A 24,760-nucleotide genomic window follows, 5' to 3' on the forward strand; every position below is an offset into this window, starting at 1 on the left:
GGAGCAGCAAAGGAAAAGCGATGATCCGGGCTTTGGGGATGATGTCGGGCACGTCGCTGGACGGTGTCGACGCGGCGATGATCGAAACCGACGGAGTGCGGATCGGCGGCTTTGGGGACAGCGCCTTTCATGCGTTCGGCGACAACGAATCGGCCGTGCTGCATGCGGGGCTGGGCCTGTGGCCCGGCGCACCGGACGTGGCGGAGCTGGCGCAGCTGGTCCAGGCGGCCCATGCCGATCTGGCACGGCAGTTTCCAGATGCGCAGCTGATCGGGTTTCACGGCCAGACGCTGGCCCACGATCCGCGCGGGCGCGGCACGCATCAGGCGGGTGACGGCGCGGCGCTGGCGCGCATGACGGATCGCCCCGTGGTCTGGGATTTCCGGTCCGAGGATGTGCGTCAGGGAGGCGAGGGCGCGCCATTGGTGCCGTTCTTTCATTGGGCCTGCGCGAACTGGGCCGTGGGGCAGGGGTGCCTGCCCGCGGCCCCCGTGGGGTTCCTGAACCTAGGCGGCGTCGGCAACATCAGCTGGGTGGATCCCACGGCCCCCGCACCCGAGACCGCCGGTGCCTGCGTCGCCTTCGACACGGGGCCTGCGAACGCGCCATTGAACGACCTGATGCGCCGGCGCCGCCGTCAGTCGCGGGACGAAGGCGGCGCACTGGCGGCCAGCGGCACCGCCGATCAGGACATCGTCGCGGCGTTCCTGGATGATCCGTGGTTCCGGCGACCCGCCCCTAAATCCTTGGATCGCGATCAGTTCGCTGGCCTGACCCGCGCGGTTGCCCCGCTGTCCGATGCCAATGCGGCAGCGACGCTGGTGTCGGCACTGGCCGGATCGGTTGCGGCAGGCATGGCGTGGCTGCCCGCGATGCCTGCGCAGGTTCTGGTCTGCGGCGGGGGGCGCCACAATACGGCCATCATGGACTCGCTGACAGCAGCGTTGCCCGTGCCCGTCCGGCCGGTCGAGGCGATCGGTCTGAACGGCGACATGCTGGAGGCGCAGGCCTTCGGCTGGCTTGCGGTGCGCGTGCTGCGGGGGCTGCCCATATCGGGGCCGATGACCACGGGCGTTCCGGCACCGGCCTGCGGAGGACGGATCAGTCACCCACGATCACGTGACTAGATCAGACAAATGTTTAGGGAACGGTCTTCGAAATGCCCGCGTTAATGCCGTGAAGATGACGAAAAGACGTCATCGAAACAAAGAATTGATGCGGAGATCTAGAATGAAAACCCTCATGATGACGACGGCTGCTGCTCTGGCATTTGCGGCTCCGGTGTTCGCACAGGACGCGGCGACGCCCCCGGCCACCGACGCCATGCCGGCCGAGACGATGCCCGCAGAAACGATGCCCGCAGAGACCATGCCGGCGGATGCCATGCCTGCCGAGACGATGCCCGCCGACGACATGGCGACCGACATGAGCGACATGGAAGTGACGCTGTCGGCCGAGAATCCCGGCATCACCGCATCGTGGCTGCAGGGCCGCGCGATCTATACGACCAACCAACCGTCGACCACCGAATGGACCGATGCAACGGGCGATGCGGTTCCGGGTGACTGGAACGAGATCGCGACTGTGTCCGACATCGTGATGTCGCCGGACGGTCAGGTCATGGGTTACATCGCCGACATCGGCGGTTTTCTGGGCATGGGCACGCACACCGTGCTACTGGATCGTGATGTCCTGAACATGGCGATGTTCGGCGACGACACGGTTCTGGCGACCAACTACAGCCAGGAAGAACTGGAAGCGCTGCCGGAATTCGACATGGAAACCGTCCGCGACTGATCCCACCCTGTTTGTTTACAAGTTGCTTGGTTCATCGGGGCGCCCATCGGGCGCCCCGTTCGCGTTCTTTGCACTGTTATTTCAAAGATTTGCCCAAATGTGGCAAAATTCGTTCAACGCACCCTTGACGCCGCACGGCGGTCTGCGTAAACCACGGCCTACTCCGGCGGGCGATCGTCCGGGGGATGAGTTGGGCGGTTGTAGCTCAGTTGGTTAGAGTACCGGCCTGTCACGCCGGGGGTCGCGGGTTCGAGCCCCGTCAACCGCGCCACAACTCATCATTCGCCCGAAGGAAATGCGCGGTTGTAGCTCAGTTGGTTAGAGTACCGGCCTGTCACGCCGGGGGTCGCGGGTTCGAGCCCCGTCAACCGCGCCATTTCTTCCCTTCCCCTTCTCGGCAGGATCACGCTAAGACAGCGTCGATTTTGCGTATCGGAGGAAGCGATGACGGACATGGTCCAAGCCCGGCAACTGATCGACGCCCTTGGTGCCGCCGCCCGAGAGGCCGCGGTGGTTCTGGCGCAGACGCCAGCCGGACCGAAACGCATGGCCCTGCTGTCCGCCGCCGACGCCATCACCGCCCGTACCCCTGATATCCTGACGGCCAACGCCCGCGATCTGGACTTCGCGCGCGAAAAGGGGCTGTCGGATGCGATGCTGGACCGGCTGCGTCTGGACGGCGCACGCATCGCCGCGATCGCGCAAAGCCTGCGCGAAGTTGCCGAACAGGATGATCCGGTCGGGCAGGTCATCGCGGAGTGGGACAGACCCACCGGTCTGCATATCCGCCGCGTGCGCACGCCCATCGGCGTTATCGGGGTCATCTATGAAAGCCGGCCGAACGTGACCGCCGATGCGGGGGCGCTGGCGTTGAAGTCCGGAAATGCGGTGATCCTGCGCGGCGGTTCGGAAAGCCTGCATTCCAGCAGCGCGATCCATGCCTGCATGGTCGAGGGTCTTCGCGCGGCGGGCCTGCCGGAAACCGCCATCCAGATGGTGCCCACGCGCGACCGCACGGCGGTCAGCGCCATGCTGGGCGCACAGGGGCTGATCGACGTGATCATCCCGCGTGGCGGCAAGGGGCTGGTCGGGCTGGTGCAGGACCAGGCCCGCGTGCCGGTCTTTGCGCATCTGGAGGGGATCTGCCACATCTATGCCGACGCCGCGGCCGATCTGGAAAAGGCGCGGCGCGTGGTGCTGAACGCCAAGACGCGGCGCACCGGTGTCTGCGGGTCGGCCGAATGCCTGCTGATCGACAGGGCGTTCCATGACCGCCATGGCGACGTCCTGATCCGCGACCTGCTGGAGGCGGGGGTCGAGGTGCGTGCGGATGGCGATCTGGCGCGCATCCCCGGCACCGTGCCGGCCAAGCCCGACGATTTCGGGCGCGAGTTCCTGGACATGATCATCGCCGCCAAGCTGGTGGACGGGGTCGAGGAGGCCATCGCCCATATCCGCCGCCATGGCAGCCAGCACACCGAATCGATCCTGACCGAGGATGACGCGACCGCCGAACGGTTCTTTGCCGGGTTGGACAGCGCGATCCTGATGCGGAACGCCTCGACCCAGTTCGCGGACGGTGGAGAGTTCGGCATGGGCGCCGAGATCGGCATCGCCACGGGCAAGATGCATGCCCGCGGGCCGGTGGGGGCGGAACAGTTGACCAGCTTCAAATATCTGGTCACGGGCGACGGGACGATCCGCGCCTAGAACGCGATCTCGCCCCCGGTGTCGTCGAATTCATGGCGCAGGGGGCGGTTCTCGGCCCGCGCGGCCTCGGCCAGCAGGGCGAAATGCACCTCGGACGGGGCGAGGGTGCGGGGTTGCGGACCGTCCAGCCAGCCCCACAGGGTCGGATCGACCTTGCTGCGGTCGCACTCCGCGACCAGCCGCCATTGCGGGCCGTCCCGCAGCACGATCACCCGGCCGCCCCAGGGCATCGCGCTTTCCATGCACATCACCGCCAGCACCAGCATGCGGATCTCGGGCCGCGCGAAATCGCCTGCGGCGTCCAGGGTGATCGTCAGGCGGCCCTGTGCGGCGATCCCGTCCAGCAGACGGCGCAACTCGGCCAGCCCGATCCGCTGTTCGCCCTGCGCCATGCCGAACGCCATGCGATAGGCCTGGATGCGTGCGCGTGCCGCACCCACCGCTTCAGAGATCAGGCGCAGTTCGGGAGATTGGGCCAGGCCCGGAAAATCGGGCGACATCTCCAGCAGCTCGACCCCGTTGCCGATGGCCCCCAGGGGCGACACCAGGTCATGGCATAGCCGCGATCCCAGCAGTGCGGCCAGATCGCCCGCAGCGATCCGCGTTGTATCGACCGTCATGTATGATTACCTTCCAAAGTGCAGAGAAATGGAGTTTTCGCGGTGAACGATATCCTGGAACCCGGCATGATCGTGCGTCATCCCGGCGCGCCCGAATGGGGCGAGGGGCAGGTCCAGTCCCGGATCGGCGACCGCATCACCGTGAACTTTACCGAGGCCGGCAAGCAGGTCATCGACGGACGCCGCGTGGCGTTGCAGGTCCTGCGCATGGGCGACATGTAAACTCCTGATATTGCTTGCGCGACGATGCAACTGAAGGTTGCGCGATGCAAGCGGAACTTGGGCCGCACGTGTTGCATTGGCCGCGCGGCTTTCCTAGACAGGCCGCAGCCCAAGCACCGAGGCCATCGTGAACCGCGCCGACCCTGCCTTTTTCCAGATCCGCCTTGCCACGACGCCCCGCGACCTGATGGCCGCGCAGCGCCTGCGCTATCGCGTGTTCGTCGAGGAGCTGGGCGGCACAGGCCCGCTGGTCGATCACGACGCCCGGCTGGAACGGGACGAGTTCGACCCCGTCGTCGACCACCTGTGCCTGATCGACACGCGCCGCGACGCGGAGGCGCTGGATCACGTGGTCGGCGTCTATCGCCTGCTGCGCAGCGATGTGGCGGTCGATTTCGGGCGGTTCTACTGCGACGGCGAATACGACCTGGCCCCGCTGCGCGACAGCGGCCGACCGCTGCTGGAACTGGGGCGATCCTGTGTCGATCCCGATCACCGGGGCGGGGCGGCGATGTTCCTGATGTGGAACGCGCTGGCCGACTATGTGCTGGACCACGGCATCCAGATCCTGTTCGGCGTGGCCAGCTTTCACGGCACGGACCCGACGCTGCTGGCACCGTCGCTGTCGTGGCTGCACCACCATCACCTGGCCCCGCCGGACCTGCGGCCCCGGGCGCGGCCCGACGGGTTCCAGACCATGGACCTGATCGCCCCCGACCGCCTGGACCGGCGCGAGGCGCTGGTCGGGATGCCTGCGCTGATCAAGGCCTATCTGCGCCTTGGCGGTCTGGTGGGCGAGGGGGCGTTCATCGACCGTGCCTTCAACACGACCGATGTGTTCCTGCTGATGGACACGGGCGCGATGTCCGCCAAGCACAAGCAATTCTACGAAAGCCGCTGGCAGCCGACATGAGCCCGACCTGGCGCGATGCCGAACCGCCTGTGCCGGCCCGCCCGCGCGGGCTGCGCGACTGGCTGCGGGTGATCCGCCGCGGCGTGCCGGCGGTTCTGGTGCTGATGCTGGGCGTGCTGCTGATCCTGCCGCTGCGCGGGATCGAGCGACTGGTGCATGGCCGCCGCCGCCCCTGGACCGGACCGCATGTCCAGATCGTCTGCCGCCTGGTTCTGGCCTGCATCGGCCTGAGTTGGCGGCGCGAGGGGACGCCCCTGCGAGGCCCCGGCGCGGTCGTGGCGAACCATTCCAGTTGGCTGGACATCCTGACGCTGAACGCCGCCCTGCCGGTCTTCTTCGTCAGCAAGGCCGAGGTCGCCCGCTGGCCCGGCATCAACATCCTGACCCGCGTGACCGACACGCATTTCGTGACACGCGACCCGAAACTGGCCCGTGCGCAGGCGCTGGAATTTGCCGAACTCATCCGCGCCGGGCATCGCCTGCTGTTCTTCCCCGAAGGCACGTCCAGCGACGGACGCCGCGTCCTGCCGTTCAAGCCGACCCTGTTCCAGGGGTTTCTGGCCAACGACCTGCCCGCCGGTCTGGCGATCCAGCCGGTCAGTGCCGTGTATCACGCGCCGCCGGGGCAGGACCCGCGATTCTATGGCTGGTGGGCGGATATGGATCTGGGGCCGCACCTGCTGTCGATTCTTGCGGCAAGACGCCACGGGTATGTGACCGTCCGGCTGCACCCCCCGATTCCCGTCGCAGGAAACGACCGCAAGACCCTTTCGGCAGCATGCTATTCTGCGATAGAAGCCGATTTTCGCGGTCTTGCCACACCGGCCTGAAACCATCGGGCCGACCCCTGTCAAGACCTTGCCAGCTGCGTTTTGACGCTATATCTGGTGTCCAACCCTGAACAAACCACCAAGGAATGAGCGTATGACCCGCTTTGCCGCCCCCATCGCCGAACAGATCTGGGACATGAAGTACCGGATGAAGGATTCCGAGGGGCAGGCCGTCGACGGGTCGGTCGAGGACAGCTGGCGTCGCGTCGCGCGCGACCTGGCGCGCGTGGAAAGCGACCCGGCCAAGTGGGAGGACAAGTTCTATTCCGCGCTGGAGGACTTCAAGTACCTGCCCGCGGGCCGCATCCTGGCCGGTGCCGGAACGGGCCGGTCGGTCACGCTGTTCAACTGCTTCGTCATGGGCACCATCCCCGACAGCATGGGCGGCATCTTCGACATGCTGAAGGAGGCCGCTCTGACCATGCAGCAGGGCGGCGGCATCGGTTACGACTTCAGCACGATCCGCCCGCGGGGCGCGGTGGTCAAGGGCGTGGCGGCCGATGCGTCGGGCCCGCTGTCCTTCATGGATGTCTGGGATGCGATGTGCCGCACGATCATGTCGGCCGGCTCGCGCCGTGGCGCGATGATGGCGACGATGCGCTGCGACCACCCGGACGTGGAACAGTTCATCTTGGCCAAGCAGGACAGTGCGCGCCTGCGCATGTTCAACCTGTCGGTGCTGATCACCGACGATTTCATGGATGCCGTGCGCGCCGATGCGCCTTGGGACCTGAAGTTCGAGGGCCGGGTCTACAGCACCGTCCAGGCGCTGGACCTGTGGAACCGGATCATGAAGGCGACCTATGATTTCGCCGAGCCGGGCGTGATCTTCATCGACCGGATCAACAAGGCCAACAACCTGTCCTATGTCGAGACGATCGCGGCCACCAACCCCTGCGGCGAGCAGCCCCTGCCGCCCTATGGCGCCTGCCTGCTGGGCTCGATCAACCTGGCCCGGCTGGTCAAGAATCCGTTCACCGAGACGGCCGAACTGGACCCCGAAGGCCTGGACGATCTTGTCCGCACGGCGGTCCGGATGATGGACAACGTGGTCGATGCATCGAAATTCCCGCTGGACGCGCAGGCCGAGGAGGCCCGCAACAAGCGTCGCATCGGCTTGGGCGTGACCGGTCTGGCGGACGCGCTGCTGATGCTGGGCCTGCGCTACGGCGCCGATGACGCGGTTGCGCAGACCCGCGTCTGGATGAAGGCCATCGCGCGGTCTGCCTATCTGGCATCCGTCGATCTGGCCAAGGAGAAGGGCGCCTTCCCGCTATTCGACGCCAAGAAATACCTGGCCTCGGGCTTCATGTCCAAGATGGACGCCGACGTCCGCGACGCGATCGCCAAGCACGGCATCCGCAATGCCCTGCTGACCTCGATCGCGCCGACGGGCACGATCAGCCTCTATGCGGGCAACGTGTCGTCGGGGATCGAGCCGGTCTTCGCCTATGCCTACAAGCGCAAGGTCCTGCAGAAGGACGGTTCGCGGACAGAGGAGGAGGTCGTCGATTACGCCGTGCAGATGTGGCGCGACCTGAAGGGCGACGCGGCGCTGCCCGATTACTTCGTGAACGCGCAGACGCTGGCACCCAAGGACCACGTCGCCATGCAGGCCGCGGCGCAGGAATGGGTCGACAGCTCGATCTCGAAGACCATCAACTGCCCCGAGGACATCAGCTTCGAGGCGTTCAAGGACGTCTACATGGCGGCGTGGGATCTGGGCTGCAAAGGCTGCACGACCTATCGTCCGAACGACGTGACCGGCTCGGTGCTGTCCGTCAGCGAGACGACCGAAAAGGCGCCGGAGGCCGACAAGGGCGCGGATGTCGTCTATCTGACCGAGCCGCTGGACCGTCCCGCGGCGCTGGAGGGCGCGACATACAAGCTGAAATGGCCGGGGTCGGAGCACGCGATCTACATCACGATCAACGACATCATCCACGGCAACCACCGCCGCCCGTTCGAGATCTTCATCAACTCCAAGAACATGGAGCATTACGCCTGGACGGTCGCGCTGACGCGCATGGTCTCGGCCGTGTTCCGCCGCGGGGGCGACGTGTCCTTCGTGGTCGAGGAGTTGAAGGCGGTCTTCGATCCGCGCGGCGGGGCCTGGATGCAGGGCCGCTATGTCCCCTCGATCCTGGCAGCCATCGGCGGCGTGATCGAACGCCACCTGATCGAGACGGGCTTCCTGGCGGGCGAGGGGCTGGGCCTCAAGTCCGACCCGCAGGCCGAAGTGATGGCCGTGGGCGAGGCGCCGCGCGGCCCCGCCTGCTCCAGCTGCGGTCAGTACGGTATGCGCATGGTCGAGGGCTGCATGACCTGCCCCAGCTGCGGCCATTCCAAATGCGGCTGATCTGAAGCGGTCTGCAGGCGATCATGAGTGGAAAAGGCGGTCCATCTGGGCCGCCTTTTGTTCATGATCGGCGCAGCCCTACGCGTCTGGCGATTGATATTGTCGCGGAGTGAGGCGCCATGAAGGGGCAGAGGTCAGCCATCATGAACCACCGGAGATGGGTGCAGCTCCGCTGATCCCCATCCCGCATCACGTTCATGCCCATGTGTCACGCGCGTTTATGATCAGCCACCGACACCGTCAGACGCGCTGCCTCACCGCGATGGTCATTTGCCCTTGGCAGCAACGGCCGCCGAGACGACATCCTTGGTGCTGGGCGCCGAAGCGTTCGTCTTGGGCTTCTGCTTCTTCGGCTTCTTTTCGTCGCGTTTGCGTTTGTCCATGCCCTTGGCCATGTTCGTTTCTCCAATAGCCGCCGGGGACCGGCGGGTGGAAACGATACGCCTTTGCAGGAAAAAGGACAGACACGTCGGCGGCATCACCGCCGTTTCGGGGTGATCAGGGCTCGAAGCCTGGCTCGTACTCGACGAAGGCGCTCATGCACAGATCGGCGCAGGGGTCTTTCGGAGCGGCGCAGGCGGACAGCGCCAGGATGGCGCAGAGGGACAGGCGAAACATGATACTGACTCCGATACTATCGTAGCCTTATATAGGTCATTTGTTCAATTTGCTAACCTGTCTTTCCGGTCAGGACAGGCATCGCCCCTATCTGCCGCGTGGCGCCGCATAGACCGCCGCCCAGTAACGCGTGCGCCCATCCGCGCCGAGCGCCTGCCCGATGCCGAAGTTGCTGACCTGCGGGATCATGATGTTCGAGACATGGCCCGCAGAGGCGTTCCATTCCGCCAGCACCCGATCCAGGCCGAACGGCCCCGCGGCGATGTTTTCTGCCGTGACGGTGGGCGCATAGCCAAGCGCCTTGACCCGCTGCGACGGGCCCGAGCTGCGGCTGCCCGCATGGGTCATGCGGCCGCGTTGCGCCATGTCGCAGGCATGCCGTGCCGCGGCGCGCGCCAGCAGATCGTTCGCCTGCACCGGGGGCAGGCCGGATCGCTGCCGAAGCGCGTTGGTCACCCGCACCCCGGCCGCCTGCTGGTCCGCCGTCGTGGCAGGGCAGGTGGCAGGACCGGGCGCCGAGGCCTGGACGTCGATCGTCGATGCCGGCCCGGTCGGGGCCGATGCACAAGCAGCCGTCAGCAGCGCCAAGGTCAGCACCCCGCAACGACCGTAGGGACCAGATGCCGACATCAGGAGCTCCCGTCATGATTGCATTATGTGCCATTTGACACGCATAAGGCATGCCCTGTCACCTGTTTTGTGCAGACCTTGGCCGAAACCGTCAGCGCGGCGGAACTTGGGCGGCAGACGACTCCACCACCGGGCGGTCACGGGCGCAGTTATGGGTCGCGGCGCTGTCGGCGATCCGGCGGGCGCGCCGGTTCGCCGCGGCGCCATCATGGTCGGACACGTAGCCCATCATGCATGCGGCGCGGTCGTCCGGCTGACCGACCCTGGAGACGACCAGGATCGCGTGCTTCACCTGCCATCGGCATCGGCCAAGTGAAAGCGCTGGATGGCCGCGACGGGGACGGGCCGGCTGCCGACCTGCGCCATGCGCCATTCCCCGGTGGGCCCCCGCATGGCCGAAGGCACCGAATGTCGGCATGCCCGGCCCGTCGGCATGGCCATAGGTCACCGCCTCGCGGCCGTCGGTCTGACACAGCAGATAGGGCTATCCCGCAACGCCGGGGCAGGACAGATCCGCCCGACTGCCCTCGTCCGGTGGCGACCGGTCGATCACGCGGCAATTGCGCGCCGGTCCGTTCGTTTTCTAGATGCTGGTCAGCCCGCCTAGGCAGGGTGCGCCAAGGCGATCAGGATCGCTGCGGCGCATTGTGTCATCAATCCTCTCTGGCCGTGGTTCCGGCAGGGGAACGCGCGGGGGCGGGCATGGATCTTGGCTACGGCGGACGCCTTGACGCAGGGGACAAGGGTCACGACTGTTGACCTGCGCGTTCCAAGAAACCATCTAGGATGACAAGACCGCCCGGTGCCATGGCCGGGGCGGGGCCCCTGACATGGATTGACGATGACGCGGTACCTGTCCTCCTCGACGCTCGCCTTTCTGGCGATCCTGGGCTTTCTGGCCTTCTGGATCGGTGGCGGCATGCTGAACCGTGAACCCCCCGCCGAGGCCGCCCCGGTCGAGGTGGCGGTTCCCCATGTCGCGGCCAGCATGTCCGTCGCCGAGGAGATCGTGCCGCGGACGGTGCTGTTCGGGAATGTTGTGCCAGACCAGACGTCGATCCTGCGGGCGCGCACCGCAGGGATCGTCGAGGAGGTCGTGCGCCAGGGCCACGTTGCCGAACAGGGCGAGCAATTGGCGCTGCTGTCGGCCGACGACCGCGAAGCCGGCGTGGCGCGCGCCGAGGCGGCCGTGGGATCGGCCGAGCGCGACTATGACGCCGCGCGGCAGTTGCGGGAACGGGGCGTGACCTCGGAGGCGGAGCTGCAGTCGCGCTTCGCACAGCTGGAATCGGCCCGGGCCGAACTGCGCGCGGCCCAGTTGGAACTGCAGAACACCCGTCTGACCGCCCCGATCAGCGGCACCGTCAGCAACGTCATGGCCGAACTGGGCAGCTTCGTGGATGCGGGCGGAGAGGTCCTTGAGATCGTGCGCAACGATCCCCTGATCGCCCAGATCGAGGTCCGCCAGTCCGAGATCACCTCGGTCGCGCTTGGCCAATCCGCACAGGTCGTGTTCCAGGGCGGCCGCGAGGCCGAGGGCCGCGTGCGCTTCATCGCGCCGGTCGCCACGGCCGAGACGCGCACCTTCCGCGTCGAGGTCGAGGTTCCGAACCCAGACAATGCCGTGCCCGCGGGCCTCAGCGCGCAGATATCGCTGGCGATGGACGCGGTGCGCGCGCATCGGCTGTCGCCGGCGCTGATCCGGCTGGATGACGCCGGGCGGATCGGCGTGTTCGTTGTGGCCGAAGACGGCCAGACCCTGCGTTTCGCGCCGGTCCAGATCGTGCAGGCCCGCGCCGAGGCGATCTGGGTCACCGGGCTGGAGGACCGCGCGCGGGTCGTCACCATCTCTCAGGGCGCATTGAGCGATGGGCAGCAGGCCCGTGTCAGCGACACGCCCGAACCCTATCGCGATGTCGTGGGCGACGGGGCGACCGATGCGGCGGCGCTTCTGGGCACGGCCCAGGCATCTGACGCCGTGGCCGGCCCATGAACGGGATCATCGCGGCGGGCTTTTCCCGCGCCCGCACGGTGATGATGGTGATGGTGGGCCTGCTGCTGGCGGGCTTCACGGCCTATGTCACCATCCCCAAGGAATCGATGCCCGAGGTCGACATCCCGATCTTCATCGTGAACGTCACCTATAGCGGCGTCAGCGCCGAGGATGCCGCCACCCTGCTGGCCGAACCGATCGAGCGGCAGGTGAACGCGCTGGAGGGGCTGCGGCGGATGGAGACCGTGGCCAGCGAGGGTTTCGCCTCGGTCACATTGGAGTTCCGCCCCGGCTTCGATCAGGCGCAGGCGTTGCAGTCGGTCAAGGATGCGGTCGATGACGCGGGCCCGGACATTCCGCCCGAGGCCGACGGCCCCTTCGTGCGCGAGATCGACATGGCGCTGTTCCCGATCCTGACGGTGGCGCTGTCCGGCCCCGTCCCGGAACGCGAGCTGATCCGCCTTGGCCGCGCGTTGAGCGACGAGATAGAGACCGTCAGCGGCGTCCTGCAGGCCGACCTGACCGGAGAGCGCGAGGACCAGCTGGAGATCCTGATCGATCCGCTGGCGCTGGAGACCTATGGCATCTCTCCGGGGCAACTTTCGCAGGCGATCCAGGCCAACAACCAGCTGATCGCGGCGGGGTCCTTCGACACCGGGGCCGGCCGCATCGGGGTGTCGATCCCCGGCACCGTCGTCCGCCTGGACGAGATCATGTCGATCCCGGTGCTGGTCGACGGGGCCACCGTGCTGCGCGTTCAGGACGTGGCCGAGGTGCGTCAGACTTTTAAAGATCCGGTCAGCTTTGCCCGCATCGACGGACAGCCCGCCCTCGCCATCGACGTGCGCAAGACGGTGGGCGCGAACGTGATCGACACCGTCGCCGCGGTCCGCAACGTGGTGGCGCAGACCCGCGCCGACTGGCCCGAACAGGTCGGCGTCGTCTTCATGAACGACCAGTCCAAGGAGATGCGCACCCTTCTGTCGGACCTGCAGAACAACGTGATCGCGGCGGTGGTGTTGGTGATGCTGGTCACCGTGCTGTTTCTGGGCTTGCGTGCATCGCTGCTGGTGGCGGTGGCCATCCCAGGATCGTTCCTGGGCGGCATCCTGATCATCTGGGCGCTTGGTTTCACGCTGAACGTGATCGTGCTGTTCGCGCTGATCCTGGTGGTCGGCATGCTGGTCGACGGCGCCATCGTGGTGGTCGAGATGGGCGAACGCCTGATCGCCAAGGGTCATGGCAAGGCCGAGGCCTACCTGCTGGCGGCGCAGCGGATGGCATGGCCGATCACCTCGTCCACCGCGACCACGCTGGCGGTGTTCTTTCCGCTGCTGTTCTGGCCGGGGCTGGCCGGACAGTTCATGTTCTATCTGCCCGCCACAATGATCGCCACGCTGCTGATGTCGCTGCTGATGGCGCTGGTCTTCGTGCCGGTGACGGGCAGCGTCGTGGGCGGGGGGCAGGCGCTGCCGCCCGAACCAGATCCCGACGACACGTCGGGCGCGATGGCGCGCCTGTCGATCTGGACCATCGCACGGCCCGGCGCCACGTTGGGGCTGTCGATCCTGACGGTGCTGGTGATCCTCTATGCCTATTCGCACCTGAACCGCGGGGTCGAGTTCTTTCCCGAGACCGACGCCGAGCGCGCGCAGGTCCAGATCACCGCGAACGGCAACCTCTCCGTCCAGGAGAGCGACCGATTGGTGCGCCTGATCGAGGAACAGGTCCTGGGTTTCGAGGGCATCGAGCGCGTCTATTCCCGCACCATCGGCAGCGTCGAGGAGCGTGTCCGCTCCAGCCTCTCCAGCGACGTGATCGGCCAGATTCAGGTCGAGTTCACCGACTGGCGCACCCGCGCCCCCTCGACCGAGGTGATCGACCAGCTGCGCGCCGCCACGGCGGAGGTGCCGGGCCTGGGCATCCAGATCGAGGCCGCGGCATCCGGGCCCGGTGCGTCCCGCCCGGTCCAGATCGAGATATCGGCCTCCAATCGCCCGGCACTGCAGCAGGCGTCGGCCAAGATCGAACAGCTGATGCAGGCACAGGGCCGCTTCGTTGACATCGCCAACGACACGCCCCGACCCAACCCCGAGATCCGGCTGGTCGTCGACCGAGAGGAATCGGCGCGCTTCGGCATCGACATGAACACCATCGGCACCGCGGTCCAGCTGCTGACGACGGGGGTGAACTTAGGCACCTACCTTCCCGATTTCGCCGATGACGAGGTCGACATCGCCCTGCGCTATCCGTCAGATCAGCGCAATCTGGAGAACCTGTCGTCATTGCGTGTCGCCGGTCCGTCCGGCGCGCAGGTGCCCATTTCCAACATGGTGCAGATGATCCCGGCGCCTGCACCCTCTGCCATCACCCGCATCGCCGCGAGAGAAACCCAGACCCTGACCGCGGACCTGGCCCCGGGCGCCACGCTGCAGGCCGAGTTGGCGCTCATCCAAGCCAGCATCGACCAGGCCGATCTGCCCGACGACGTCGAGGTCACGTTCGGAGGAGAGATCGAGGACCAACAGGAGGCGATGACCTTCCTGATGGGGGCGTTCGTCGCGGCGATCTTCCTGATGTTCACCATCCTGCTGATCCAGATGAACAGCTTTTATCAGGCGCTGCTGGTGCTGACGGCGATCGTGTTCTCTATCTCGGGAGTGTTCCTTGGGCTGATGATCCGGCAGGAAGCATTCTCGATCGTGATGAGCGGCATCGGCATCATGGCCCTGGCGGGCGTCGTGGTGAACAACAACATCGTGCTGATCGACGCCTATAACGAATATCGCGGGGCCGGCGACGATCCGGACCGCGCGGCGCGGCGTGCGGCGTCGGAACGGGTGCGTCCGGTGCTGTTGACGGCCGGCACGACGGTCATCGGCCTGGTGCCGATGGTGCTGGGCATAACCATCGATTTCACCGGCCGCGACCTGTTTCTGGGCGCGCCTTCGGGCCAGTTCTGGATCCAGCTGTCGACGGGGATCGCAGGGGGGCTGGTGGTGGCGACTGCGGTCACGCTGATCCTGACGCCGACGCTGCTGGCATGGGACGGACGCAGGCGCGTCCGCAGGCAGGCGCGACGCGCGGCGGCGCAGCCAGCGGAATAAGGCGGGCCGCCCGATGGGGTGGCCCGCCCGTCGTTCAGTCGAAGGCGCGGTCGGTGATGGTCGACACCCACGCCCCTTCGGGGGCGGCCTGGATCACCGGGTCGGACCCGCCCGACAGCAGGATATCGACGGTGCGCTGGTAATCGGCCTTGGCCAGGGTGCCGTCCGAACCTTCCAGCAGCTTGGCGATCTCGGTCATCATGCGGGTTTGATGCTCCAGGGTCTGGGCGCCGGTCTCGTCGTTGTCCAGGACGATCTGGGCGGCCTCCTCGGGGTTCTCGGCCGCGTATTGCCAGCCGCGCATGCTGGCGCGGACAAAGCCCACCAGGTCGGTCACCTTCTCGCTGTCCTCCAGCGTCTCCTCCAGCACGTAAAGGCCATCCTCAAGGGTGGCCACGCCCTGGTCCTCGTACTTGAAGGTCACCAGGTCGTTCTCGGCGATGCCGGCGTCGATCACCTGCCAGTACTCGTTGTAGGTCATCGTGCTGATGCAGGCCGCCTGTTTCTGCAGCAGGGGATCGACATTGAAGCCCTGCTTCAGCACGGTCACACCCTCGGGGCCGCCCTCGGTCGACAGGCCAAGCGTGTTCATCCAGGACAGGAACGGATATTCGTTGCCCGCGAACCAGACGCCCAGGGTCTTGCCCGCGAAATCGGTCGCCGGATCGCTGATGCCGCTTTCCTTCAGACAGGTCAGCATCATGCCCGACGCCTTGAAGGGCTGGGCGATGTTCACCATCGGCAGGCCCTTTTCGCGCGCGGCCAGCGCCGCAGGCATCCACTCGACGATCACGTCCGCGCCGCCGCCGGCCAGAACCTGGGTCGGGGCAATGTCAGGACCGCCCGGCAGGATGGTCAGGTTGACGCCCTCTTCCTCGTAGAAACCCTTTTCCTGCGCGACGTAATAGCCCGCGAACTGGGCCTGCGTGACCCATTTCAGCTGCAGCGTCAGATCGCCCGCCTGCGCCCCTCCGGCCATCAGCGCAAGGGCCGCGGCCCCGGTCATCAGTCGTGTCATTTCCCATCTCTCCTGTTGGTGGGATCCGCCCCGGATGGGGATGCGGCCCTGGTTAGTTGCGCTGCGACGGGTGCCAGAACGTCACCTTCTTCTCGATCAGCGCAACGATGCCATAGAACAGCGTTCCCGCCAGCGCCGCCACGACAATTTCGGCCCAGACCAACGGCAGGTCCAGACGCCCCACCGCGGTCGAGATGCGGAAACCCATGCCGCGCGTCGGGCTGCCGAAGAATTCGGCAACGATCGCCCCGATCAGGGCCAGCGTGGTGGTGATCTTCAACCCGTTGAACAGAAAGGGCATCGCGGCGGGCAGACGCAGCTTCCACAGCGCCGCGCCATAGGGGGCGGCCCAGCTGGCCATCAGGTCGCGCTGCATCGCATCGGTGGCGCGCAGGCCCGCGACCATGTTCACCAGGATCGGGAAGAAGACCATCACCACCACGACCGCGGCCTTGGACTGCCAGTCGAAGCCGAACCACATCACCAGGATCGGAGCGATGCCGACGATGGGCAGGGCGGCGACGAAATTGCCGATGGGCAGCAGCCCGCGCTGCAGGAAGGGACTGCGGTCGATGGCGATGGCGGTCAGAATCGCCGCCGCCGCCCCGATCATCCAGCCGGTCAGCGCCCCCTTGAGGATCGTCTGGACGAAATCGGTCCACAGAATGCCGGTATTGGCCGCGAAACTGGCCGCGATCTGGCTGGGTGCGGGCAGGATCACGGTCGGGATCGCATAGGCGCGGACCGCCATCTCCCACAGCAGGATGATCGTGCCGCCAAAGATGATCGGCACGACGGCGCGCGTGGCGGGCGTGTCGAACCCGGCCAGCCACGCGTTGAACAGCCACGCGATCAGCCACACCGCCACCAGCGGCGCGGCCGTCGGCGCCAGCCAATGCGCGGCGACCAAGGCGACGATGCCCCCCGCGACCGCCTGGATGTTCTGCAGGAACCAATAGGTCCGACCAAGGCGCAGCTCTGTCATCGTGCCAACCCCATGCGGCTGAGGGTGCGTCGCTCCAGCCATCCGACGATGGCCACAAGGCCCGCGGCCAGCAGGGCCGCGACGAACAGCGCCGACCAGATCTGGACGGTCTGGCCGTAATAGCTGCCCGACAGCAGGCGCGCGCCCAGGCCCGCGGTCGCCCCGGCGGGCAGTTCGCCCACGATGGTTCCGACCAGCGCCGCGGCGATCGCGACCTTGAGGCTGGCGAACAGGTAGGGCAGCGACGACGGCAGCCGCAGCCGCCAAAAGACCTGGGCGTTGCTGGCGCTCCAGCTGCGCATCTGGTCCAGCTGCATCGCATCGGGGGTGCGCAGGCCTTTGACCATGCCGACCAGCACCGGAAAGAACGACAGCCATGCGGCGATGATCGCCTTGGGCAAAAGGCCCGTGACACCCATGCTGGACAGGACCACGATGACCATCGGCGCGATGGCCAGGATCGGAACGGTCTGGCTGGCCACGGCCCAGGGCATGACAGACTGGTCCATGCTGCGGCTGTGGACGATGCCGATCGCCAAAAGGATACCCGCGCCGGTGCCGATGGCAAAGCCTGCCAGCGTCGCGGACAGGGTCACCCAAGCATGCCAGACCAGGCTGCGGCGCGAGGTGATGGCCTGACCGGCCAGCCCCTCCCACAGGCCGACGGCCACCTGGTGGGGGGCGGGCAGCACGGGGCGTTCCTGGACCAAGGTGCGCGCGACAAGGTCGGGCAGGGTCAGCGTCACCTCGGCCCGGGCAGCCTGGTCACGCTCCCACTGGGCGTTCATGCGGATCGCGGCCAGATACCAGACGGCGACGATGGCCAGCAGCACCGTCATCACGGGCACAAGCCGCCCCCTAGTCATGGCTGTGCCCGTCGCGCAGCCCCTCGCGGACCTCGTGGGCCAGGGCGATGAACTCGGGGGTGTCGCGGATGTCCAGCGGACGGTCCGGGGGCAGGGTGCTTTCGATCACGCGGGTGATGCGGCCCGGACGCGGCGACATGACGACGATCTTGGTCGACAGATAGACCGCCTCGGGGATCGAATGCGTGACAAAGCCGATGGTCTTGCCGGTCTTGCGCCACAGGGCCAGCAGCGCCTCGTTCAGGCGGTCGCGCACGATCTCGTCCAAGGCGCCGAAGGGTTCGTCCATCAGCAGGATGTCGGCGTCGAAGGCCAGCGCGCGGGCGATGCTGGCGCGTTGCTGCATGCCGCCCGACAGCTGCCACGGAAACTTGCCGCCAAAGCCCGACAGTTCGACCAGGTCCATGACCCGGGCGATGCGTTCCGCGCGGTCGGCCTTTGAAAACCCCATGATCTCCAGCGGCAGAGAGATGTTCCCCGCGATCGTCCGCCACGGATAAAGCCCCGGTGCCTGGAACACGTACCCATAGGCGCGCGCCCGTCGGGCCGCGTCCGGCTCCATCCCGTTGACGCGCAGGGTACCGTCGGTGGGCGTCTCCAGCGCGGCGATGCTGCGCAGGAACGTGGTCTTGCCGCATCCCGACGGCCCGATGAAGCTGACGAATTCGCCGGGCGCGATGGACAGGTCCACGTCCTTGAGGGCGTGCACCGGCCCGTCGGCGGTCTGGAAGGTCAGGCTGACGCCGCTTGCCTCGATGACGGTCAAGTCACACCCCGCTTGCGGGAATGCCGCCGCGCTGGATCGGGCGCGGCGCGGTCAGGTCCTTCCAGGCGGACAGCGCGCGGTTCACCTGACCGCGCGGCTCGCGGGCCACGAATTCGCCGTGCCCCTCGCGGCTGTCGACCGTGCCCTCGGTCGCCGCGACGACGCCGCGGCTCAGGGTAAAGCGCGGCAGGCCCTTGACGGTCTGCCCCTCGAACACGTTGTAATCAATCGCCGATTGCTGGGCACCGGCAGTGATCGTCTTGGTCGCCTCGGGGTCCCAGACCACCAGGTCCGCGTCGCTGCCGACCAGGACCGCGCCCTTTTTCGGGTACATCCCCAGGATCTTGGCGATGTTGGTCGAGGCGACGGCCACGAACTCGTTCGGCGTCAGCCGCCCCGTGCCGACCCCATGCGTCCACAGCATCGGCATCCGATCCTCAAGACCCCCGGTGCCGTTCGGGATCTTGGTGAAATCGCCGATGCCGGTACGTTTCTGATCGGTTGTGAAGGCGCAATGGTCGGTCGCCACGACCGAGAGGCTGCCCGACTGCAGACCGGCCCACAGGCTGTCCTGATGCTGCTTGTTGCGGAACGGCGGCGACATGACCCGGCGTGCGGCATGATCCCAATCCGCGTTGAAATACTCGGATTCGTCCAGCGTCAGGTGCTGGATCAGCGGCTCGCCCCAGACCCGCTTGCCTTGGGCGCGAGCCCGGCGGATCGCCTCATGGCTGTCCTCGCAGCTGACATGGACCACATACAGCGGCACACCCGCCATGTCGGCCACCATGATCGCGCGGTTCGTGGCCTCGCCCTCGACCTGGGGCGGGCGGGAATAGGCGTGGGCCTCGGGGCCGGTGTTCCCCTCGGCCACCAGTCGTGCGGACAGTTCTGCCACGACATCGCCGTTCTCGGCATGGACCATCGCCACGCCGCCCAGATCGCCCACCCGACGGAACGACGCGAACAACTCGTCATCATTCACCATCAAGGCGCCCTTGTAGGCCATGAAATGCTTGAAGCTGGTGATACCGCGGTCCACGACCGCCTGCATCTCGTCGAACACCTGCTGGCCCCACCACGTGACCGCCATGTGATAGCTGTAATCGCAATGCGCGCGCCCGGACTTGTTGTCCCACATCTGCAGCGCATCCAGCAGTCCCTGGCCCGGCGACGGCAGCGCGAAATCCACGACCATCGTCGTGCCGCCCGCCAGTGCCGCCCGCGTCCCGCTCTCGAAATCGTCGGCCGAATAGGTGCCCATGAAGGGCATCTCCAGATGCGTGTGCGGGTCGATCCCGCCCGGCATGATCAGGCAGCCGCCCGCGTCCAGGACGGTGTCACCGACCAGCCCCTGACCGATCGCGGCAATACGCCCCCCCTCGATCAGCACGTCGGCCTGATAGCTCAGATCCGCCGTGACGATGGTTCCGCCCCTGATGACCGTGCTCATGGCATCCCTCTTCTTCTTTGTCCAAATACCCTGGGGGTCCGGGGGTGAAACCCCCGGCCTCGGTCCGCGTCAGCGGACGATCTCAGCCGCGTCCAGCACCGCGTGCAGCAGCACGTCGCATCCCGCACGCGCCCAGTCCGGCGTGATCGCCTCGGCCTCGTTGTGGCTCAGCCCGCCTTCGCAGGGGCACATGATCATCACTGTCGGCGCAACCTTGGCGATCCAGCAGGCGTCATGCCCCGCGCCCGACACGATATCCATGTAGCTATAGCCAAGCTTCTCGGCCGCGCCGCGCACCTTGCCGACCAGGTCGGGATCAAAGGTCACCGGGTCGAAATGCCCCACCGGCTCGATCTCGATCCCCAGCCCCAGTTCCGCGGCGATTTCAGCGGCCTCCGCTTCCAACCTCGACCGCATCGACGTCAGCTTCTCCAGATCGGGCGACCGGAAATCGATGCAGAAAACCGCCTTTCCCGGAATGACATTGCGGCTGTTCGGGAAAAGGTTGGCTTGGCCGACGGCGCCGACCGCATCCGGCTGGTGGTCCATCGCGATGCGATGCACCGCCTCTATGATCCGCGCCATGCCAAGGCCCGCATTCACGCGCATCGCCATGGGCGTGCTGCCGGTATGAGCATCCTTGCCGGTCAGCGTCACCTGCAGCCACCACAGCCCCTGGCCATGGGTGACCACGCCGATCTGCTTGCCCTCTGCCTCTAGGATCGGGCCCTGTTCGATATGCAGTTCGAACATCGCGTGGATCTTGCGGTCGCCCGGCGCTTCGGGTCCGCGCCAGCCGATCCTGTCCAACTCGTCGCCGAAACGCTTGCCATCGGCATCCTGCCGGCTGTTGGCGTAATCCTCTGTCAAGGCGCCCGCAAAGACGCCCGACGCCAACATGGCGGGCGCGAAACGCGCGCCTTCCTCGTTGGTCCAGTTCGTCACTACGATGGGGCGGCGCGTGCGGATGCCCAGGTCCCGGATCGACCGGATGACCTCCAGCCCGGCAAGGACGCCCAGCACCCCGTCATAACGCCCGCCGGTCGGCTGCGTGTCCAGGTGGCTGCCGATATAGACGGGGTCCAGATCGGGCTCGACCCCCTCATGGCGCATGAACATGCTGCCCATCCGGTCGACGCCCATCGTCATGCCGGCTTCTTCGCACCAGCGCTGGAAAAGGCTACGTCCCTCGGCATCGGCATCGGTCAGGGTCTGGCGGTTGCAGCCCCCCGCGATGCCGGGGCCGATCTGGGCCATCTGGTCCAGACTGTCCCACAGCCGGTCGCCATCGACGGTCATGTTCGCAGCCGTCATCACGCCACTTGCGTCGCTCATTCGCAGTCCTTCCTGTCGGGCCGCCCCGTTCTGTCGCGGGGTCGGCTGGATGGGTTTGGCCGCTTACGCGGCGGTCTTCAGCACCTCGCCAAGGGTGCCGATCAGATGATCGATCTGCGCCTCGCTGATGATCAGGGGTGGCGACATGGCGATGATGTCGCCCGTCACGCGGATCAGGATGCCGGCCTCGAACGCGCGCACAAAGATGTCGAAGGCGCGCTTGCCCGGCTGACCCTCGATCGGCGCCAGCTCCACGGCGCCGATCAGGCCCATGTTGCGGATGTCGATCACGTTCGGATGGTCCCGCAGCCCGTGGATCGCCTCTTGCCAATAGGTTTCCAGCGACGCGGCGCGCGTCAGCAGACCTTCTTCGGCATAGGTGTCCAAGGTTGCGATGGCCGCCGCGCAGCTGATCGGGTTCCCGGAATAGGTATAGCCGTGGAACAGTTCGATGATGTGCTCGGGGCCCTGCATGAACGCGTCATAGATCTCCGCGGTGGCCAGGACCGCGCCCATCGGGATCACGCCGTTGGTCAGGCCCTTGGCGCAGGTGATCATGTCGGGGACAACGCCGAAATGCTGGGCCGCGAACGGGCTGCCCAAGCGTCCGAAACCGGTGATCACCTCGTCGAAGATCAGCAGGATGCCGTGCTTTTTCGTGATCGCGCGCAGCTTTTCCAGATAGCCCTTGGGCGGCATCAGGACGCCGGTCGAACCGGCCATCGGTTCGACGATGACGGCGGCAATCGTCTCGGCTCCGTGCAGGGCCACGATGCGCTCCAGCTCGTCGGCCAGGTTGGCGCCGTGTTCCGGCTGCCCTTTGGTGAAGACGTTCTCGGGCAGATGGGTGTGGGGCATGTGGTCGACGCCCGCCAGCAATGTGCCGAAATGGCGGCGGTTGTTCACGATGCCCCCGACCGAGATCCCGCCGAAGCCCACGCCGTGATAGCCCCGCTCGCGCCCGATCAGCCGCGTGCGGGCCGCGTCGCCCCGCGCCCGGTGATAGGCCAGCGCGATCTTCAGCGCGGTATCGACGGCCTCGCTGCCCGAATTCGTGTAGAAGACATGGTCCATCCCGTCGGGCGCGATGTCCACGATGCGGTTGGCCAGCTCGAACGCCAGCGGATGGCCCATCTGGAAGGCGGGGGCATAATCCAGCTCTCCGACCTGGGCCTGCACGGCCTCGGTGATCCTGGGGCGGCAGTGGCCGGCGTTGCAGCACCACAGGCCTGCCGTCCCGTCCAAGATCTGGCGACCGTCTGCGGCCGTGTAATGCATGTCCTTGGACGCAACCAACATCCGCGGCGCCGACTTGAACTGACGGTTCGCGGTATAGGGCATCCAGAAGGCGCGCAGGTCATTCGGGGCGGGCTTGCGGTCAAGCGGCATGGGCATCGTCCTCACGGATTATTGACCAAACGGTCAGGATCAGGCTAGCACGGGGCAGGGGGCAGTCAAGCGTCCTGACAAGCCGGATGACAATTCCGACCGATCTGCCCAAAATCGGATCATGCCAGAGCCGGAGCTTCGATGACAGAGACCAGCATGCCCCAGATGACCCGGATTCAGCAGAAAAACAGGGAGCTGATCCTGAACGGGGCGTTGGAGGCGTTTTCGGCCAACGGACTGCGCGGCGCGACCATCGACCAGATCGCGCGGGCCGCGGGTCTGTCCAAGCCGAACGTGCTGTACTATTTCGGCTCCAAAGACGAAATCCACAAGGCGCTGCTGACGACCCTGCTGGAGATGTGGCTGGCGCCGATGCGCCAGATCGACCCCGACGGAGAGCCGCTGGCCGAGGTGCTGCGCTATGTGCAGGCCAAGCTGTCGATGTCGCAGGACTATCCCCGCGAAAGCCGCCTGTTCGCCCATGAGATCCTGCAGGGTGCGCCGCACCTGACCGAAATCCTGGGCGGCGATCTGCGACAGATCGTCGACCGGACGGTCGCGGTTCTGGAAGGCTGGATGGACCAAGGGCTGCTCGCGCGGGTCGAGCCGCGCCACCTGATCTTCTCGATCTGGTCGATGACCCAGCACTATGCCGATTTCGAGACGCAGGTCCGCGCCGTCCTAGGCGACGGCCGCGACCCCGTGGCCGAGGGCGCGGCATTCCTGGACGATCTGTACCGAAAGCTGCTGACGCCCTAGCTGGGCTTGTCCAACATTTCGGCCGCCGTCAGGATCAGCGACAGGTTCTCATGCGCTGCGGCGATGAAATCCTCGCGCGCGCCCGACACCCAATCCTTGGTCGCGGCGTTCGTCGCGGCGATGATAGCGGCGGCCAGGATCTCGATCACGCGTTCGTCCGAGCCGGGCATCCGCCGATGCAGCAGCGTACGCATCTGCGCGCGGCGCGCCAGCATGGCGCTGTTGCGCAGCGCCTCCAGCTTGGGGTCCTTGTCGGACAGGGCCAACATCGCGCCGATCAGCTCTCGTTCGTTCAGATATCGGGCCAGATGCGCCTCGATCAGCAGGCCCAGATCCTCGATCAGGCGACCCTTGCCGGCGATGAAGATCTCGGACGCCTCGGGCGGATAGTCGGGCGGCGGACCCATCAGGGCCGCCTCCTTGTAGGGGTAGTAGTTGAAGAAGGTCCGCGTGCTGATGCCCGCGTGGCGAGCGATCGCCTCGGTCGTGACATTGGGAAGACCGTCGCGGACGGCCAGTTCGATGGCTGCGGCCTGGATTTTCTTGGCGGTTTTGAAACGGCGCGTCTCGAGGGGGCTCATGCAGGTCCGATCTTGTCTTGTTGTTCCGGCCAGCGTCGCAAGCCAGCGTTGCGGCGGCAAGCCCGAAAAATGCGGAAAACGCCGTCTGCGGGTGGCAGAGGGCGTTTGCGCCTTGCGAAAAGGTCGTCTGAAATCAGCTGCCCCAAGTGCGGACGGGACCGCAATCCATGTGCACGAAGTTCGACCGGCTGTAGCGTCCCACGCCACCGGCGCGGCAGGCCACGGCAGCCTGGTACATCTGCCCGACCGAGCGCGACTTCAGCCGCAGGTCGGCCGCCTTGCCCGTCAGGTGCAGCGAGTTCTGCGCCACGCCGCTGGACTGGCGCCGCAGCATCGCGTTGGTGCGGGGCGAGCGGTATCCCGACAGCATCATGTAGGGTTCGTTGGTCTGCAGCAGGCGCGAGGACGCGGCCGCCACGTCGATCATCCGCGGGTCGATGCCGATCACCTCGCCCGTGCGCCAGTCGCGCATGAACACGTTGATCTCGTTCAGGGCCTCGCGGATGTATTTCCCGTCGACCCAATAGACCGTGTCGATGCTCTCGCCGGTCCGACCGTTGTACATCTTGACCCGCCGCATGTCGCCCGCATTGCCGCGCAAAAATCCGAAGGCATTCGCCATCACCGGGGTCGCCGCAACACTGGTTGCCGCGAACACACCCAAGATGCCGCGACGGGAGATAATGTCCATTGTCATGTCAGATCGCCTGTCCTGCTTCGTTTTTTTAAGCCGGCGACACGTCGCGGCCTGTCGTGGTTTATCCCCGACCTGATTAACAATATGTCAAAAACGCGTGCGCGACGAAACG

The 24,760-nt window shown here is 66.5% G+C and carries 23 protein-coding genes and 2 tRNA genes; 12 read left to right on the forward strand and 13 right to left on the reverse strand.

Annotated elements, in window-relative coordinates:
• The first annotated feature begins 20 nt into the window (after positions 1–20).
• The 5 genes from TW83_RS00680 (at position 21) to TW83_RS00700 (ending at position 3,507) form a co-directional block, all read left to right on the forward strand.
• Complete coding sequence (locus tag TW83_RS00680; protein WP_045980842.1) at positions 21–1,127, forward strand: anhydro-N-acetylmuramic acid kinase; 1,107 nt, start codon at positions 21–23, stop codon at positions 1,125–1,127.
• A gap of 49 nt (positions 1,128–1,176) precedes the next feature.
• Positions 1,177–1,797 carry a PRC-barrel domain-containing protein gene (locus tag TW83_RS19195; RefSeq protein WP_157001285.1) on the forward strand — a complete coding sequence of 207 codons (621 nt, stop codon included), beginning with the start codon at positions 1,177–1,179 and terminating at the stop codon, positions 1,795–1,797.
• Positions 1,798–1,991: 194 nt separating this feature from the next.
• Positions 1,992–2,068, forward strand: a tRNA-Asp gene (locus tag TW83_RS00690).
• A 28-nt stretch (positions 2,069–2,096) separates the two neighbouring features.
• A tRNA-Asp gene (locus TW83_RS00695) sits at positions 2,097–2,173 on the forward strand.
• 68 nt (positions 2,174–2,241) lie between these two features.
• Complete coding sequence (locus TW83_RS00700; protein ID WP_045980843.1) at positions 2,242–3,507, forward strand: glutamate-5-semialdehyde dehydrogenase; 1,266 nt, start codon at positions 2,242–2,244, stop codon at positions 3,505–3,507.
• Here TW83_RS00700 and TW83_RS00705 read toward each other — a convergent pair.
• On the reverse strand, positions 3,504–4,127 hold the full coding sequence (locus TW83_RS00705; protein WP_045980844.1) for a histidine phosphotransferase family protein: 624 nt from the start codon (positions 4,125–4,127) through the stop codon (positions 3,504–3,506). The two genes, TW83_RS00700 and TW83_RS00705, sit on opposite strands and share 4 nt — an antisense overlap.
• Positions 4,128–4,169: 42 nt before the next feature.
• On the opposite strand from TW83_RS00705, the gene TW83_RS00710 reads away from it, so the two are divergent.
• The 4 genes from TW83_RS00710 (at position 4,170) to TW83_RS00725 (ending at position 8,451) form a co-directional block, all read left to right on the forward strand.
• Entirely contained in the window at positions 4,170–4,349 is a 180-nt protein-coding gene (locus TW83_RS00710; protein WP_045980845.1) for a DUF3553 domain-containing protein, read from the forward strand.
• Between the two features lie 187 nt (positions 4,350–4,536).
• Positions 4,537–5,262 carry a GNAT family N-acyltransferase gene (locus TW83_RS00715; protein WP_045980884.1) on the forward strand — a complete coding sequence of 242 codons (726 nt, stop codon included), beginning with the start codon at positions 4,537–4,539 and terminating at the stop codon, positions 5,260–5,262.
• Positions 5,259–6,092, forward strand: coding sequence for a lysophospholipid acyltransferase family protein (locus tag TW83_RS00720; protein WP_045980846.1), 834 nt, complete (start codon positions 5,259–5,261; stop codon positions 6,090–6,092). The genes TW83_RS00715 and TW83_RS00720 overlap by 4 nt, the downstream gene beginning before the upstream one ends.
• Before the next feature lie 94 nt (positions 6,093–6,186).
• Entirely contained in the window at positions 6,187–8,451 is a 2,265-nt protein-coding gene (locus tag TW83_RS00725; protein ID WP_045980847.1) for an adenosylcobalamin-dependent ribonucleoside-diphosphate reductase, read from the forward strand.
• A gap of 266 nt (positions 8,452–8,717) precedes the next feature.
• Here the strand turns inward: TW83_RS00725 and TW83_RS22225 are convergent, their stop codons facing one another.
• From TW83_RS22225 to TW83_RS00735, 3 genes are all read right to left on the reverse strand, one after another.
• Complete coding sequence (locus TW83_RS22225; protein WP_255352761.1) at positions 8,718–8,846, reverse strand: hypothetical protein; 129 nt, start codon at positions 8,844–8,846, stop codon at positions 8,718–8,720.
• A 310-nt stretch (positions 8,847–9,156) separates the two neighbouring features.
• A complete protein-coding gene (locus TW83_RS00730; RefSeq protein WP_084697150.1) occupies positions 9,157–9,699 on the reverse strand; it encodes a CAP domain-containing protein in 543 nt (180 codons plus the stop codon).
• Between the two features lie 91 nt (positions 9,700–9,790).
• Positions 9,791–9,991, reverse strand: a complete 201-nt coding sequence (locus TW83_RS00735; protein ID WP_045980848.1) for a hypothetical protein — start codon at positions 9,989–9,991, stop codon at positions 9,791–9,793.
• A gap of 549 nt (positions 9,992–10,540) precedes the next feature.
• Here TW83_RS00735 and TW83_RS00740 point away from each other — a divergent pair.
• Together TW83_RS00740 and TW83_RS00745 are read left to right on the forward strand one after the other, a co-directional pair.
• Entirely contained in the window at positions 10,541–11,692 is a 1,152-nt protein-coding gene (locus tag TW83_RS00740; protein ID WP_052714524.1) for an efflux RND transporter periplasmic adaptor subunit, read from the forward strand.
• The gene (locus TW83_RS00745; RefSeq protein WP_045980849.1) at positions 11,689–14,799 is read left to right on the forward strand and encodes an efflux RND transporter permease subunit; all 3,111 of its coding nucleotides are present in this window, start codon (positions 11,689–11,691) and stop codon (positions 14,797–14,799) included. Before TW83_RS00740 ends, TW83_RS00745 begins: the two co-directional genes overlap by 4 nt.
• Positions 14,800–14,833: 34 nt before the next feature.
• Here the strand turns inward: TW83_RS00745 and TW83_RS00750 are convergent, their stop codons facing one another.
• The 7 genes from TW83_RS00750 to TW83_RS00780 form a co-directional block, all read right to left on the reverse strand.
• Positions 14,834–15,817 carry an ABC transporter substrate-binding protein gene (locus TW83_RS00750; protein WP_045980850.1) on the reverse strand — a complete coding sequence of 328 codons (984 nt, stop codon included), beginning with the start codon at positions 15,815–15,817 and terminating at the stop codon, positions 14,834–14,836.
• Positions 15,818–15,869: 52 nt separating this feature from the next.
• Positions 15,870–16,802, reverse strand: a complete 933-nt coding sequence (locus TW83_RS00755; protein WP_084697152.1) for an ABC transporter permease — start codon at positions 16,800–16,802, stop codon at positions 15,870–15,872.
• On the reverse strand, positions 16,799–17,668 hold the full coding sequence (locus tag TW83_RS00760; protein WP_045980851.1) for an ABC transporter permease: 870 nt from the start codon (positions 17,666–17,668) through the stop codon (positions 16,799–16,801). The genes TW83_RS00755 and TW83_RS00760 overlap by 4 nt, the downstream gene beginning before the upstream one ends.
• A complete protein-coding gene (locus TW83_RS00765) occupies positions 17,661–18,434 on the reverse strand; it encodes an ABC transporter ATP-binding protein (RefSeq protein WP_045980852.1) in 774 nt (257 codons plus the stop codon). The genes TW83_RS00760 and TW83_RS00765 overlap by 8 nt, the downstream gene beginning before the upstream one ends.
• Position 18,435: 1 nt before the next feature.
• Complete coding sequence (gene hydA / locus TW83_RS00770; protein WP_045980853.1) at positions 18,436–19,887, reverse strand: dihydropyrimidinase; 1,452 nt, start codon at positions 19,885–19,887, stop codon at positions 18,436–18,438.
• Positions 19,888–19,956: 69 nt separating this feature from the next.
• Entirely contained in the window at positions 19,957–21,201 is a 1,245-nt protein-coding gene (locus TW83_RS00775) for a Zn-dependent hydrolase (protein WP_045980888.1), read from the reverse strand.
• 84 nt (positions 21,202–21,285) lie between these two features.
• A complete protein-coding gene (locus TW83_RS00780) occupies positions 21,286–22,611 on the reverse strand; it encodes an aspartate aminotransferase family protein (protein WP_045980854.1) in 1,326 nt (441 codons plus the stop codon).
• Positions 22,612–22,752: 141 nt separating this feature from the next.
• Between TW83_RS00780 and TW83_RS00785 the strand changes: the two genes are divergently transcribed.
• Positions 22,753–23,370, forward strand: coding sequence for a TetR family transcriptional regulator C-terminal domain-containing protein (locus tag TW83_RS00785; RefSeq protein ID WP_232303252.1), 618 nt, complete (start codon positions 22,753–22,755; stop codon positions 23,368–23,370).
• Here TW83_RS00785 and TW83_RS19200 read toward each other — a convergent pair.
• A complete protein-coding gene (locus TW83_RS19200) occupies positions 23,367–23,951 on the reverse strand; it encodes a TetR/AcrR family transcriptional regulator (protein WP_052714525.1) in 585 nt (194 codons plus the stop codon). The two genes, TW83_RS00785 and TW83_RS19200, sit on opposite strands and share 4 nt — an antisense overlap.
• A 133-nt stretch (positions 23,952–24,084) precedes the next feature.
• On the reverse strand, positions 24,085–24,648 hold the full coding sequence (locus TW83_RS00795; protein ID WP_045980855.1) for a DUF882 domain-containing protein: 564 nt from the start codon (positions 24,646–24,648) through the stop codon (positions 24,085–24,087).
• Between the last annotated feature and the right edge of the window lie 112 nt (positions 24,649–24,760).

This window comes from Paracoccus sp. S4493 (assembly GCF_000967735.1).
GTDB classification, from domain to species: Bacteria; Pseudomonadota; Alphaproteobacteria; order Rhodobacterales; family Rhodobacteraceae; genus Paracoccus; species Paracoccus marcusii.